At 47.4% G+C, this 14,894-nt stretch carries 14 protein-coding genes; 3 read left to right on the forward strand and 11 right to left on the reverse strand.

Annotation, left to right across the window (positions count from 1 at the left end; all coding sequences use genetic code 11):
- Window positions 1-108: 108 nt before the first annotated feature.
- Entirely contained in the window at window positions 109-972 is an 864-nt protein-coding gene (locus tag PBN151_RS15960; protein ID WP_227774719.1) for a Cof-type HAD-IIB family hydrolase, read from the forward strand.
- Window positions 973-1,040: 68 nt separating this feature from the next.
- Here PBN151_RS15960 and PBN151_RS15965 read toward each other — a convergent pair whose 3' ends face one another.
- From PBN151_RS15965 to PBN151_RS15975, 3 genes are all read right to left on the reverse strand, one after another.
- A complete protein-coding gene (locus PBN151_RS15965; protein WP_072729786.1) occupies window positions 1,041-2,381 on the reverse strand; it encodes a sodium-dependent transporter in 1,341 nt (446 codons plus the stop codon).
- A 76-nt stretch (window positions 2,382-2,457) separates the two neighbouring features.
- Window positions 2,458-3,804, reverse strand: a complete 1,347-nt coding sequence (locus PBN151_RS15970) for a sodium-dependent transporter (RefSeq protein ID WP_072729787.1) — start codon at window positions 3,802-3,804, stop codon at window positions 2,458-2,460.
- Window positions 3,805-3,917: 113 nt separating this feature from the next.
- Window positions 3,918-4,553 carry an O-methyltransferase gene (locus PBN151_RS15975; RefSeq protein ID WP_072729788.1) on the reverse strand — a complete coding sequence of 212 codons (636 nt, stop codon included), beginning with the start codon at window positions 4,551-4,553 and terminating at the stop codon, window positions 3,918-3,920.
- A gap of 82 nt (window positions 4,554-4,635) precedes the next feature.
- Between PBN151_RS15975 and PBN151_RS15980 the strand changes: the two genes are divergently transcribed.
- Both PBN151_RS15980 and PBN151_RS15985 read left to right on the forward strand, forming a co-directional pair.
- The gene (locus PBN151_RS15980) at window positions 4,636-5,796 is read left to right on the forward strand and encodes a THUMP domain-containing class I SAM-dependent RNA methyltransferase (RefSeq protein ID WP_021253275.1); all 1,161 of its coding nucleotides are present in this window, start codon (window positions 4,636-4,638) and stop codon (window positions 5,794-5,796) included.
- A gap of 246 nt (window positions 5,797-6,042) precedes the next feature.
- Window positions 6,043-8,025, forward strand: a complete 1,983-nt coding sequence (locus PBN151_RS15985; protein WP_083545166.1) for an LTA synthase family protein — start codon at window positions 6,043-6,045, stop codon at window positions 8,023-8,025.
- A gap of 121 nt (window positions 8,026-8,146) precedes the next feature.
- Here the strand turns inward: PBN151_RS15985 and PBN151_RS15990 are convergent, their stop codons facing one another.
- The 8 genes from PBN151_RS15990 to racE form a co-directional block, all read right to left on the reverse strand.
- Window positions 8,147-9,088, reverse strand: coding sequence for an IS3 family transposase (locus PBN151_RS15990; RefSeq protein ID WP_139295358.1), 942 nt, complete (start codon window positions 9,086-9,088; stop codon window positions 8,147-8,149).
- Window positions 9,022-9,711, reverse strand: a complete 690-nt coding sequence (locus tag PBN151_RS15995; protein ID WP_072729789.1) for a helix-turn-helix domain-containing protein — start codon at window positions 9,709-9,711, stop codon at window positions 9,022-9,024. Before PBN151_RS15995 ends, PBN151_RS15990 begins: the two co-directional genes overlap by 67 nt.
- 148 nt (window positions 9,712-9,859) lie before the next feature.
- On the reverse strand, window positions 9,860-11,389 hold the full coding sequence (locus PBN151_RS16000) for a glycine betaine uptake BCCT transporter (RefSeq protein WP_021253277.1): 1,530 nt from the start codon (window positions 11,387-11,389) through the stop codon (window positions 9,860-9,862).
- Window positions 11,390-11,505: 116 nt separating this feature from the next.
- On the reverse strand, window positions 11,506-11,787 hold the full coding sequence (locus PBN151_RS16005) for a hypothetical protein (RefSeq protein WP_005545996.1): 282 nt from the start codon (window positions 11,785-11,787) through the stop codon (window positions 11,506-11,508).
- 106 nt (window positions 11,788-11,893) lie between these two features.
- Window positions 11,894-12,115: a YuzB family protein gene (locus PBN151_RS16010; RefSeq protein WP_072729790.1), complete on the reverse strand. Its 222-nt coding sequence runs from the start codon at window positions 12,113-12,115 to the stop codon at window positions 11,894-11,896.
- Window positions 12,116-12,240: 125 nt separating this feature from the next.
- Window positions 12,241-12,519 carry a YkvA family protein gene (locus PBN151_RS16015; protein ID WP_081820002.1) on the reverse strand — a complete coding sequence of 93 codons (279 nt, stop codon included), beginning with the start codon at window positions 12,517-12,519 and terminating at the stop codon, window positions 12,241-12,243.
- A 99-nt stretch (window positions 12,520-12,618) separates the two neighbouring features.
- The gene (locus tag PBN151_RS16020; protein ID WP_072729791.1) at window positions 12,619-13,821 is read right to left on the reverse strand and encodes a M14 family zinc carboxypeptidase; all 1,203 of its coding nucleotides are present in this window, start codon (window positions 13,819-13,821) and stop codon (window positions 12,619-12,621) included.
- Window positions 13,822-14,015: 194 nt separating this feature from the next.
- A complete protein-coding gene (gene racE, locus PBN151_RS16025) occupies window positions 14,016-14,876 on the reverse strand; it encodes a glutamate racemase (protein WP_227774722.1) in 861 nt (286 codons plus the stop codon).
- Window positions 14,877-14,894 lie beyond the last annotated feature (18 nt).

Below are 14,894 nucleotides of genomic sequence, written 5' to 3' on the forward strand. Positions count from 1 at the left end.
CATGGTAACCGTTGTCTGAAAAAAAGTAAAAAAAGCTTGCTATGAAATGCATTTCATCTGTTACGTTATAGCTGTAGCCGTTATCTGCTGGCGTAACCGATGCATGTGATGCAGCACGTACAGCATTGCTTCGTCCCATGGAAGAGGGCGTTACGGCAGAACGGCTCGCAGCCGAGCAGCATGAAGAAGGAGAGAGAAATGATGACAAGAAGCATCGTATTTTTTGACATAGACGGAACATTATTGAATGAACAGAAGCGGATCGATCCTTCTACGAAGCAGGCTATCACGCAGCTCCAGCAGTCCGGCATATATACAGCGATTGCAACCGGCCGCTGTCCTGCATCCTTCAAGTGGGTATGCGAGGAGCTCAATATCCAATCCTTCGTGTCCATGAACGGACAGTATGTCGTCTTTGAAGGACAAGTTATCCATGATAATCCGATTCCAGCTGCTGAAGTTGACCGCTTAACTACAATGGCTGACGAGCGCAACCATCCTCTCGTCTACTTGCAGGCAGATGCCATGCAGAAGTCCATGAAGCAGAATACATTTGCCGAGGCGCTAAAGCAGTTCCAAATCGATCGACTGCCGGTTCGACAGGCCAGTGATTCAAATAAGCCCGTTTATCAAATCTTACTATTCTGCAATGAGCAGGATGGAATGGAATACGCCGCACACTTCCCTGATTATCAGCAGTATCGCTGGGGCACCTACGCAGTAGACTTCCTACATGCCAATACAACAAAAGCTGTTGGGCTGCAAAAGATGATCGAGCATGCCGGATTCTCTCGAGAACATTGCTATGCTTTTGGCGATGGTACGAACGATATTGAAATGCTCAAATTCGTTGGCACTGGTGTGGCGATGGGGAACGCATCCGATGATATTCAGATACATGCTAATTATGTGACATCCTCAAATAATGAAGACGGAATTCGGAATGGTCTGCAAGCGATTGGTCTCATTTAGCACATATATGAACGAACAACCCTCCGGTCTGCATGCTGGAGGGTTGTATGTTCTATTACTATGATTTCTTATATAATGTGCAGAAGGTTCAAGAATACGAGCAGAATGACTATCGGAATGACATAACGCAACAGCATCACATATAGGGCAAGCCCCTTATGCCACCATGCTGCTTCTGTACGGAACTCCTCCTTCAACCGATCCTTAGGGAATCGATAGCCGACGAATAATGCGATTAGCAGTACGCCGAGCGGCATCAAAATATTCGTTACTGCGTAGTCAGCAGCTTCGAAGATCGTCAAGCCGAATAGCTGAACTTCGGACAGTACGCCGAAGGACAACGCAGAAGGTACACCAGCCAAAAAGATCAAGATACCAAACAGCACACTTAATCGTTTCCGATTGATTTTATTCCCGCGCGAGAAGCCCGACACCAAGATTTCCAACATCGAAAATGCGGAAGTCAATGCCGCGAATAAGAAAAGCGCCAAGAATAACGTAATAAAAATTCCGCCGTAAGGCATTTGCTCGAACAGTGCTGGAAGCGTGCCAAACAGCAGACCTGGACCTTCCTGCGGCTTCATCCCCAATGCGAACAACGCTGGAAAAATCGCGATTCCCGCCATAATCGAAGTCAACACGTTCAAGCTAACGACCGACGTCGCAGATTTCACCAACGACTCCTTCTTGTTCAGGTAAGAGCTGTATGTGACCATAACAGATACACCGACACTGAGGCAGAAGAAGGACTGTCCCAGCGCATTCAGAATAGCTTGTCCGGTCAGCTTGCTGAAGTCCGGCATAAGGAAGTACTCAAGCCCTTCCGTCATGCCCGGAAGTGTCAGCGATCGAAGAATGAGGACAAGAAACAGGATGAACAGCCCTGGCATCAAGATGCGGCTTGCTCGCTCAATACCTGATTTAATCCCTTGACCGACGACGACAATCGTAATCAGCATGAAGGATAGCTGCGCCATGACTGCAGTCCATGGATTGGAGACTGTCTGCGCAAACAGCTCATCATAATTTCTGCCTTCTACGAGCAGTCCCCCTACAATACCACGGGCCAAATACAGTAGAATCCAGCCGCCTACCACACTGTAGAAGGAGAGCAGCAGGAAACAAGTTCCCATCCCTAAATATCCTGTCCAATGCCAACGCGTGCCCGGCGCAATTTCTTTATATGCACCGATTGCTTCCTTGCCTGTTCCACGACCGACCACAAATTCTGCAATGAGCAGCGGCAAGCCAATGCCTAATGTAAAAATAAGAAACAGAAGTAAAAATGCCCCGCCACCGCTAGTGGCGACGACATTCGGGAACTTCCATATCGCTCCGAGGCCAATGGCCGATCCCGCCGAGGCCAATATAAATCCAATCTTCGAAGTCCACTGCTCATTACCCTTCATGAATTCCTCCTGCAACCGTTCTTTCTCGTTGTCATCATCTCATCTTGCTTGTTGCCTAATCTGTGATTGTTGTACCTTAGAACGGAAGCCAATTCATTCCGTGCAAAAACACAATACCTACGATAATTGGCAGAACGTAGCGCAGCAGCACTACATATAACATTAGCCCCCTATGCCACATCGATGGCATTGTGCTCCATTCTTCCTTCAATCGCTCCCGAGGGTATCGGAAGCCGACAAATAAGGAAATAAGCAGTACCCCCAGTGGAAGCATCACATTCGTTACCGCAAAGTCTGCCCACTCGAATACATTCTTGTTCAACCATGTCAGCTCGCTGCCTATTCCGAACGACAGTGCGGATGGCACGCCGAGCACGAAAATAATCGTGCCAAACAACCAGCACATTCGCTTTCTACGTACTGCATCATGATGCGAGAAGGCAGCGACAACGATCTCAAGCAGCGAGAACGCTGATGTTAGTGTTGCGAACAGGAACAAAGCGAGGAAGACCGCTATAAATACACTGCCGTACGGAAGCTGCTCAAATACATTTGGCAAAGTCACGAACAGCAACCCAGGCCCGTCCACTGGCTTCATCCCCAACGCGAACAATGCAGGGAAGATGGCGATTCCCGCCATGAATGAGGTCATCACATTTAAGCCAACGACAGACAGTGCAGGCTTGCCAAGCGATTCCCCCTTCTTCAAATAGGAGCTGTAGGTCACCATACAAGAACCGCCTACGCTCAAGCAGAAGAACGACTGCCCCAGTGCATTCAGCAGTGCTTCCGAGGACAGCTTGCTGAAGTCAGGCTTCAAAAAGTATACAATACCTTCATACATTCCAGGCAGCGTCAAGGAACGCACAATCAGCACCAGGAACAACACGAACAATCCTGGCATTAATATACGGCTTGCACGCTCGATGCCCGCCGTAACCCCTTTGGACACGACGATTATCGTCAACAGCATAAAGGCGCCCTGTGACAATACCGCAAACCACGGATCTGCTGAGGTTTGCGAGAACAGCTGCCCGTAATCTCGTCCGTTCTCCAGCAATGTGCCGCTAATTGAACGAATGAAATAAAGTACAATCCACCCGCCTACTACACTATAAAAGGAGAGCAGCAGCGAGCATGTTGCCATTCCGAGATATCCGACCCAGTGCCAACGGCTGTTCGGCGCCAGATCCCGATAAGCGGACACGGCTTCCTTGCCTGTTCCACGACCGATAAGAAATTCGGCAAGGAGCAGCGGAAGACCGATACCGAATGTAAACAAGATAAATACAAGAAAGAAGGCTCCGCCGCCGCTCGTTGCGACTACATTCGGAAACTTCCATATAGCTCCGAGACCAATAGCGGCTCCGGCAGAAGCCAGTATGAATCCAAGCTTGGACGTCCATTGTTCTCCCGATTTCATATCATGATCCATCCTTCATAGTCTAATTGCTGTCACATATTATAACATAAGAAGGAACGGCTTCACGCATGATTTTAGGGCTTCGGCTGCGGAATTCATACACCAAATTACGGTTATCGAACAATCGCGAGCGCCAAGCCGTCATAGGCAGGCAGCAGCGTGCTGATCAGGCGTTCATCCTGAGCAATTCTCTCATTGAAGAGACGCATAGCCTGTACAGCTGGCCCTTGCTTGGATTCATCGAGGGTGCGTCCACGCAGCATCAAGTTATCTCCTGCAATAATGGCTCCCGGTCTAGCCAACCGTATCGCATACTCCAAGTAGTTCGGGTAGTTTCCTTTGTCCGCATCAATAAAGAAGAAGTCAAATCTTGCCTGCTCCTTCTCTAGTTCAGCCAAGGCGTTCATCGCTTCACCGACTCTATATTCCACTTGACTTCCGTATCCCGCTTCTGTCAAGTTGTTCTTGGCAATATCCGCATAATCCTGACGCAATTCAAGCGATACCAGCTTGCCGTCTGACGGCATTCCGCGAAGCAGACAGCAGCCGCTATAACCGCCTAGGGCTCCAATTTCCAGTACATCCTTGCCCCCTGACATACTTACAAGCATGGTCAGCAATCTTCCGTACCCTTCGTGCACGGATATATCAGGCAAGCCATGTTGCCGAATATTTTCCTTAATCCTCTCTAATTCATGATCCTTCTTATAGAGCTGTTCCAAATATGTTTCAACCGCTTCATTAGACATTTTCACAACCTCCTGCTTTTTATGATATGATGAATGCCATATGAGTACAAGTCAGACGAGAAAACGGAGTTGAATGAGAACAATGAATCGACCTTGGTCGTTAATCGCAACTACGCCGATGGGGCTGGAATCCGTCGTCGCACGCGAATTGCAGCAACTAGGATATGAAACCCAAACCGAGAACGGACGCGTCAATTTCACTGGCGGCCCGCTGGATGTGTGCCGCGCCAATTTATGGCTGCGCTCCGCGGATCGCATACTTATTAAGATGGGACAATTCCCTGCCCGTACCTTCGATGAGCTATTTGAAGGAACCAAGGCCATTGACTGGCATGATTGGATTCCGGCTCACGGCGAATTCCCGGTTGATGGACGCTCACACAAATCCCAGCTGTCCAGTGTGCCTGCCTGCCAAGGCATCGTGAAGAAGGCAGTTGTTGATAAATTAAAGCAGCAGTACCATATTGAGTGGTTTGAGGAAACAGGGCCGTTATACCGGATTGAGGTATCCCTGCTTAACGATATCGCTACCATTACATTAGACACAACAGGGCCTGGACTCCATAAGCGTGGGTATCGCAAGCAGCTGACTGGGAAAGCCCCGCTCAAAGAAACAATGGCCGCTGCACTTGTTCAGCTTAGCCGCTGGAATCCAGAGCGGCCGCTGTATGACCCATTCTGCGGCTCCGGCACACTGCTCATCGAGGCAGCTATGATTGGATGGAATGTAGCCCCCGGACTTCGCCGCACCTTCTCCAGTGAAGCATGGTCCGTCATCGGCGAATCATACTGGGAAGAAGCACGAGATGAAGCATTCGATGCTGTTCGGGACGATATTGAACTGCAGATCATGGGCTCTGACATTGATCCGGAAGCGATTCGCCTAGCTGAAGCAGCAGCGAAGAGCGCCGGCTTCGGTCGTGAGATCCAGTTCCGTGTTGCACCGGTTGCACAGGCTAAGCCTACCGGAGATTACGGCGTCATATTGACGAACCCGCCGTACGGGGAACGCTTAAGTGAGCAGGAAGAAGTCGACCGCATGATCCGCCAGCTCGGCTTCGTCTATAAGACGCTTCCGACATGGTCGATGTTCGTCATCAGTCCAAACCGCCAGTTCGAACATCGAATCGGCGATCCAGCAACGAAACGCCGCAAGCTGTTCAACGGCAATATCGAATGCCAGTTTTATCAATACATGGGCCCGCTCCCACCACGCAAGCCGCGTCCGGAGCAACAGTCTTAATTTTAATCGGAGGCCGCCTCTATCCAATCGAGTTGTACATCACTCGATTAGGATGAGGCGGCTTTTTTTATCGAATCCATCGGATAGAAACGTTGACGAAAATACCTCCATTTTTAAATAATTGGTAAATATATAAACGAAGTCCACTACTGTAACAGGTACCTTCTTTTTCAATTATTACATTATCGTAAAATCTGGTATGATGAAGATTGTTTGAATAAGTAGAAGTACAGAAAGGATGAAAGTATGAATTCGTCTATGTATGGCTCGTACCACAACTCAAGCCGTCGTCTTTCTTTCTCGTCCATATTCGGACGATTCGATATGGTATGGTTCATTGTCTTCATGATGTGGAAGCTGTTTTGGTTCGATCGAACGCTATCGATTCCCTATATGACAATGACCACGCCCGACTTTTTCGTCGCACTTGGCGCTGTTATCCTTATCGCCGGTTGGACGTTCTGGCTGTCCAAGCGCTGGCGTACAATAGTACTGCTTGTGCTCAATGTACTACTTACAATTCTTATCTTTTCCGACTTGGTATACTTTCGTTATTTTCAAGACTTCATCACAGTACCGGTGCTGCTGCAAGCTGGACAAGTTAGTTCGCTTGGCGACAGTATCGCATCCTTGATCCATATCGGGGACATCTGGCTATTCATCGATTGGATCATCGTTATTCCATTAACGATCATGTATTTCAGAGTACTGTCCAAGGAACGCCGGGAACATCGGAGTGGATACTCGCTTAGCAGTGAACGGCGCCGTCGACCGGCATGGGTGAGTCGCTTAATCACCTATATTCTTAGCCTTGTCATAGGCGCATTAATGATGGCTGTGCCGATACATCAAGCAACGACAACATGGGCATCCGGCGTCTTCTCGAGCAATTGGTGGAATGCTTCCATCTATAACATAACAGGGCTGTTCGGATTTCATGGGTATGATGTGTACCGCTATGCGGAATTGAAATGGTTCGGCGGAAATAAGCTTAGCGAAGAAGAACTGGATAAGGCGCAGCATTGGTTCGACGATCACCGTGCGAAGCTGCAAGGCCCGCCTGCCTCTTTCGGCAAATATAAGGGCAGCAATGTCATTATTGTGCAGGCAGAAGCTTTTGAGAATTTTGTCATCGGCAAGTCCTTCAACGGACAAGAGATTACACCGAATTTGAACAAGCTGCTGAAGGAAAGCATGTACTTTAGTCGTTTCTCCCATCAAACCGGACAAGGTCGGACGTCAGATGCAGACTTTGGTGTGAACGCAAGCCTTCACCCATTGCCAACCGGTTCTGTCTTTATCCGTTATCCAGATCAAACGTATGATTCGCTGCCATCTATTCTGAAATCGTCAGGATATTCCACTGGTGCGTATCATGCCTATGATGCGGGGTTCTGGAATCGATATATTATGTACAGCAATATGGGATACGACACCTTTATGAGCCGTACCGATTATAAGATAGACGAGCCGCTTGGGTGGTCACTTGGTGATAAGTCATTCCTGCACCAATCCGTAGCGCACATGGCAGACGGCAAATCTCCATTCTATAGCTTCCTTATTACGCTGACCAGCCATCATCCGTACAAGCTGCCAGCAGATAAACAGGAGCTGAATGTCGATCCATATCAGGACACGATCTTTGGCGACTATTTGCAGGCTATCCATTACGTAGATGCAGCGCTGGGCGAAATGATTGAAGATTTGAAGCAACGCGGTCTATGGGATAAGACAATTTGGATGATGTACGGGGATCATGATAATTCGATTGAAGATCGCGAACCGCTTGCTCGCATGCTTGGTCATGAGATCAGTGATTTCGATATGCTTGAAATGAAAAACCAAGTGCCACTTATCGTGCACTTGCCTGATGGAGCAAATGCAGGTACCTATGATACCGTGAGCGGTCAGCTAGATGTTGAGCCGACGCTCTTGCATTGGCTCGGAATCGATGCAAGCGATAAGCACCTCATGGGGCAAAATCTGCTGAACTCAGCAAATCGCTTAGTCGTCTTCCGTAATGGCTCATTCACAAACGGCAATATATATTATGTACCGTCTGCTGACGGACTGCTCGAACACGGTACCTGCTATGATTATGGGACACGCCAGCCAACTGATGTAGCTGCGTGCCAGCCATTCGCGGCAGAAGCGCAGAACCGACTTCACATCTCAGATCAGGTCATTATGAACAATGCAATTAAACAATTGCGTGAACGTAAGAAATAAAATAAACAACGAAAAGAGCCGCTGCATCATGAAGTGCTCCCTGTCAAGTAGACAGTGTAAAAAAACAAAAATCGTTCGTTTATTTTCCTCAGCTCGGTTTAACAGAGCTGAGGATTTTTCATTATGCAGCTCGTCGGTATTCGTTAGGTGACAAGCCATCCAAACGCTCTGTGTAGCGGTGATTGTTGTAGTAGTGAATATATTTGCTAACATCGCTGAGGACATCTTCATAGGTATCAAACTTTGCAAGATAATAGCTTTCTGACTTGTAAGTACCCCAAAATCGTTCAATAGGTTGGTTGTCCAAACATCGGCTCACACGAGACATGCTTTTCCTAAATCCGTATTTTACATGGAGTCGGTTATACTCATGAGACGTGTACTGGAAGCCTCTGTCGCTCTGTAGAAGTGGGGATACGCCAGGGTTCTTCGCGTAAGCCCTTTTTAGCGTGTCCATCACGAGTTTATTATTGTTAGAATGGCCTAATACCCATGAGACAATGGAATTATCATATACATCAATAATGGCACTCAAATAGGCCTTGCGCCCATTCCCATACTTCAGTTCTGTCACATCTGTACACCATTTTGAATTAGGGGAATTGGCATCAAAGTTACGGTTCATTACATTTTCAGCTACATGGATCTCCGAGGTCTTCACATAACTTGGTCGCTTTCTGCGAATGACCGCTTTGAGCCCAAGAGCACACATGATTCGGTAATAACGCTTTTTGTTGTATTTCTTTTTGAGCTTTCGGTTTAATTGCGTGCGCATTTGACGATAGCCAAGTATCCCTTTTCGCTTGTCATATCGAAGCTTCACTTCTTTGGCTAACGCACGAACTTCAAGTTCCATGGCAGATGGTTTCCATGTTAACCACTTGTAATAGGCAGATCGAGCAACTCCAGCTAACGTACACAACTTCGTAATTGCGTAACCTTTTTCTTTGTTCAGTTCTTGAATCACTTGATACAAGTTTCCTTGTCGAACGAGGGTTAGCGTTGATTTCGTCGCTTGATCTCCGCTAACTTTTTTGCGAAGGCATTCTCCATCTGTAGGTATTCATTTCGCGCTTCCAGCTCTTTAATCCGCAGCTTAAGACGTTCATGCTCATCTAGTTCTTCTACAGGCTTTTTGCGACCGCGATTGTCCTTAAGAGCATCCTCACGGCCTGCTTGATATTTCCGAACCCAGGTGTACACCTGCTGATAAGATACACCGTACTTTTCGATCGCTTTTTGATAAGCCAACCCATTAGCGATTGTATATTGAACAATTTCAATGCGTTCTTCGAAAGTTGTTTTACGTCCTTTGTTCATATGAGATAGTCCTTTTCCTTTATGTGTAGGTTTCAATTCTATCTCATTAGTATACTTGGTAATCCATTTCCCCAAAACACTTCTACTCGAAATACGATGCTTCTTTGTCGCCTCTTCTACAGAACAATGACCAGACAATACATCGTTAACTGCAGCTAGCTTCAATTCCTTTGAGTACGATCTCCATGTATTCGATCGCTTTAACCCATGCAAACCATCTTCTCTATATTTCCTTATCCATTCTTTAACTGTGTGATAGCTAATACCTAGCTGATTCGCTTCATAGTTTGGATTTGATTTGTGCTCTAAGCATCGCTGAACGACATGTACTTTTGTTTCAAAAGAAATTGAACTTATTTTGGACATCAGAAAAACTCCCATCACTGTAGCAGTAGAAACTTTTATTTTTTCTACTGTCTACTATGATGGGAGCATATCATCATCGCAAGCGGCTCTTCTTGTATCTTCTTGCTGACCGTGAACCAAGGTGCACAGACATCATGTAGTGCAGTGTTTACAGTAAATCCTCCTGCTCCAACAGCTTATCAACCTTGCGCCGTCTGCGCTTCTCCTTCAAACGGTAGTCCCGCTCCTCTTTGCGAAGCGCCTTCGTTATGGACAGACACATCCCGAGCAGAATGACGGCAAATGGCAGGGCTGTAAGAATAGATGCGGTCTGCAATGCCTCCAAGCCGCCTCCGAGCAGCAGAACAACTGCGATAAGGGACTGGAATAAACCCCATGCAATTTTAATCAGCGCACTTGGATTCGGATTCCCGTTCGTCGACATCATCCCGAGCACGAAGGTTGCGGAATCTGCTGATGTAACGAAGAAGGTAATAATCAGCAGCGTCGCCAGAATGGCAATATAACTTCCAAACGGCAGAGCATCCAGTGTTACAAACAATGCTGACGTAATATCCGCCTTGACCGACTCTACGATTGGAAGTCCATCGAACATTTCCAGCTTCAGACCCGTAGCACCGAATACCGAGAACCAAATAAAGCTGAATCCACTTGGCAACAGCATCGTTCCTAGTACGAATTCCTTAATCGTTCTCCCCCTGGAGACACGCGCAATAAAGGAACCGACAAATGGCGCCCATGCTATCCACCACGACCAATAGAACAAGGTCCAGCTTGCTACCCAGGAATCTTCTGTGAACGGCGTCAGCCGCAGACTCATCTGAATAATATTTTGCAAGTAACCGCCAAGCGTCGTAGTAAAGGAATCAAAAATAAAGGATGTTGGACCCAGCAGCAAAGTGAACAAGAGCAAGCCTAACGCAATAAGTAAATTTGTATTGCTGAGAATACGAATTCCCTTGTCCAGTCCCGACACTGCAGAAGCAAGGAACAACACCGTTACAATCGCAATAATGATGACCTGCACCGTTGCATTGCTCGGAATACCGAATGTGTGGGCAAGTCCACCATTAATTTGCATCGCACCGAGACCTAGTGATGTTGCTACCCCGAAGGCCGTTGCAATAATCGCCAATATGTCGATTGTTTTACCAATTGGCCCCTTTACCCGATCGCCAAGCAATGGCTCAAAAGTCCAACTGATCAAGCCATTATGGCCTTTTCGGAACGTAAAGTAGGCGATTCCCAGCGAGACAAGTGTATAAATGCCCCAAGGATGCAATCCCCAATGGAAGAAGGAATAGCGCAACGCTTCATTCGCAGCACCTGGCGTCATCCCTTTTAGCGTTGGCGGATTTATGTAATGGCTGATGGGTTCGGCCACCCCCCAGAATACGAGCCCGATCCCCATACCTGCACTGAACAGCATGGCGAACCAAGAAATATTAGAGTATTCCGGATCGTCATCATCGTTGCCTAGTGTAATGTGTCCGAACTTGCCAAAAGCAAGATAAAGACAGAAGACTAAAATGATTAGCGCCGTAATCAGGTAGAACCATCCAAACCGCTCTGTCGTAAATGACAAGGCTGCGCTAGATTGCGTGGATAGGCTCTCTGGGGACAGGAACCCCCAAATAACAAACGCTAATATAACTACTACTGATATACCAAATACCATAACCTCACTCCCAGATGCTAAGACTTGATGTCGGCGATGGAAGGGCAAAAAAATCCCAGACATAGTCCGGGACAAGAACAAACATCATGACGATAAAGACAATAAATTGCGTACACCTATCCCTCAAAGGAATCCAGTTGGTCTGCACCAATGGAATTCAACCGGGATTGCTCCGCTGCAAGCATTTCTTCAGCTAATTGGACCGGATGTGGATTATCGCTGTCTGCTGCCTGTTGTACGGCACGCTCAGCGTGTTGAAGAGATTGCTCCGCCTGATAGACGGATTGGTCCGAAGGATGTGACATTGCTTGAGATACAGCGTTGTGCGCTGTCTTGACTGCGTTCTGCGCTTGCGAAATCGGGTTTTGCGATTGCAAGCTTGAGTCATATTTGGACATGCTGCGAGCCTCCTTCGCCAGAGTATGGACTGTTTGTTCCCAACAGAGAGTTGTCTCCAACGTTAGGATATCGCTTCGCAGCTTTTTCTATGCGGTTAAAAACTTACTATTTCACAAAAGGCTTCGCCTTCTCGATAGCTTCATCCTCCGTTGGTGCAGTAACATATCGCCCATTGATATAGATGAACACTCGCTTGGCACAATGCCCACAGTATGACTTACAGCCTATCTTGATATCCGATGCCGGATCCAGATTTTTAACTTTCGGCAAAAAAGTTTTCATTTTGATATGCCGACATTTATCACAAATACGAATATCGTTCGCCATTGTTCTTCACTCCGCTTTACCCCATTGTCTTGTTGTACTTTCGCAATGAAATTGTTGCGTTCGCCAACCTCTATGTCATTGTACGGGAACCTGGGGCGAGAAGCAACCTTTTGCGTCACATTCCGTCATTTTAGGTTCGGATCTTCATACTTTAGGGCACGTTTGGAAAACCAAGGCAGCAGAATCAAGGTGAGAATAATGTCATCAATCGGCATAAATGGAATCAAATCTACCGGAATCAACCAGTAGATAACAATTGCGCCTACAAATACTGCCTTCTCCCAAAAAGGAACACGCTTCGATGTCAGTAATCTTGGCACCGAACTGAGAAGCAGCCACAGCCTCTGCCAAGATCGCTTAGGACGTGGTCGCCGTTGTGGACTGCGTGGAGTTGGATTCGCCAATGGTTACACACCTCCTGCTGTTAGTGTGCGTAGCGAATCAGAGATCATACAGCAGCAAGCAGCAATGCCCTTGCGTGTCCTTCATTATCGTTGCCTTCGCTATGGAAGCAGCGCTTCCTTCATGATAGCGGCGACTTCCCGATACATTCCATCGAAGTCATCGAGCGGTAGTGGACTAATACCGTTGCCAACTTCAATCGTGAAACCAGGCTTCCTGTAGCGCTGTATGAACCAATCCTTATAGCCTGCATCGCTGCCTGACAACTTCACTGCCCGATATCCACTCGCCCTCTGGAATCGTTCTGCCCACGCTAAGGATTCATCTGGTTCGAAATCACGATAGTTCCAATATATTTCCTGTCCTTGCGTATGGAAGGACAGAGCTAGTTCAAATGGAATCCGCTCGGATAATCCCGCCAGCGCAGCTGCTTCCGGCTCAGACAGCGGCCTAGTCCCACCATAGTTGAGAGGTGCTGGCGAATACACACCCCTTCGGGCTTGTTCTTCCTCCCAAAAGGCAGGGAACTGATCATTGAGATCAATCCCGCGAATATTGGCTTTCCAACGATGGAATCTGCGAGAGCCTTGATTCCATTCCATAATCGAATTGTAGAACGGGTGATTCGGGGAGATTCCTTCTTGCACAAGCTCTACCCCATCAGGATTCGTCATCGGTACGATCCACAATGTCGTTCGCTCATACGCAGCAAGGGGATCCCACCCGTTCCATGCCCCGCCACTGTCGTAGGCTCTTGCATAATCTTCGGCAAATTGCATCAATAGCGCCGATGTAATCCATTCATTCGCATGTACAGAACCATTCGCATGTACGGGCACAGTACCGTTGCCGATTACAATTGCGGGAATCGGCTTCCCCAGCACACTCATTCCGATCTGCTCAACGCGGACGAAGGGATAACTGTTCTGCAAATGATGAATGTCTCGTACTAACTGACCATAACCGTATTCGGTGGTCTTCCTCTCCCATTCCCTACTCCACTCGAAAGGAATTAGCATCAATTGCCCTTGTATGATTCTCCTCGGATCAATGGTTGGATTCGCTTCGGCGAGCCGCTGTGTCGATACTTGGAATCGCTGAGCGATATGATAGAACGTGTCTTTTGCCTGCACAACATACTTATTAAACGGAAGCTCCGGAATATCAATTACTTGTCCGGGAATTGCGTATCCCTCTAAGCGCAGCTGAGGGTTGGCGTTCATCAACGCATGCAGTTGGATGCCGTAACGTGAACAAATACGAAGATAGGTATCCCCTTTTTGCACTAGATAAGGAACAGCCACGATTGTCGCTCCTCTCCCAATTCGTTATTGGTTGAGCATATGCGGCGGGATAGAGGTTCATAACTTCAAGGATGATCATCCCTAGGTCGTAACACAGAGAAGACGTTCCTATCTGGCAGACTATCTGCTCAAAGGAACGCCCTCAAATATCATGATCATATATAAGTTCATGTTTCTCATTGAATGATTTTGGATTACATGATTTTAGGAATTTGCCAAATGACTGGAGTAGCCTGAATCTGCTCGCCAAGCCACTGGCGGGCGATATTCTGGAATATTTCCGGATCGCCGCTGCAGAAAAACTGATGAACCGGTACTGCTTCCGTATTCGCCAACTGGCTTTTGTCCTGCAAAATCGTACTGATCTCGCGAGCTGTCTCTTCCGCTGAGTTTATTAATTGTACCTTAGGCCCAATCGCATCTTGGATAGAATCGGACAGGAATGGATAATGGGTGCAACCTAAAATGAGAGTATCAATAGGTACATTCTGCAACTGTTCGAGTGACTCGCGTACAACATCAGAGGTCGATTCACTGTTTCTGAACATCCCCCTCTCAACAAGAGGAGCTAGACGAGGACAAGCTTGACTGACTACTTCAACATGAGGAGACAGCCGCTTCAATGCTTGTTCATATGCGCCACTGCGGATTGTGCCTTCTGTTCCGATAACACCGACATAGCCGCTATTGGTAGCGGACAGCGCCGCACGGGCACCTGGATGAATGACTCCGATTACAGGAATGGACACGTATGCTCGAATATATTCCAATGCTACGGCTGTCGCTGTATTGCATGCAATTACGATCATTTTAGGCTGAAATTGAATAAGATAATCTACGATTTGACGGGTGAACAGCCTTACTTCCTCGGCAGTACGAGGACCATAAGGCGAACGGGCTGTATCACCGAAATAGATGACTTTCTCCCGCGGCAGTTGACGCATCACTTCTTTGACAACTGTCAACCCACCGACACCCGAATCGAGCATGGCTATAGCTTGCTGCACGAATACACCGCTTCCTTCGTCTCTTGATTGACTGACCTTACTTACCATATGTATTCTTTAAATAAA

It is taken from the genome of Paenibacillus sp. NAIST15-1 (genome assembly GCF_001894745.1).
In the GTDB taxonomy this organism is placed as follows: domain Bacteria; phylum Bacillota; class Bacilli; order Paenibacillales; family Paenibacillaceae; genus Paenibacillus_B; species Paenibacillus_B suaedae.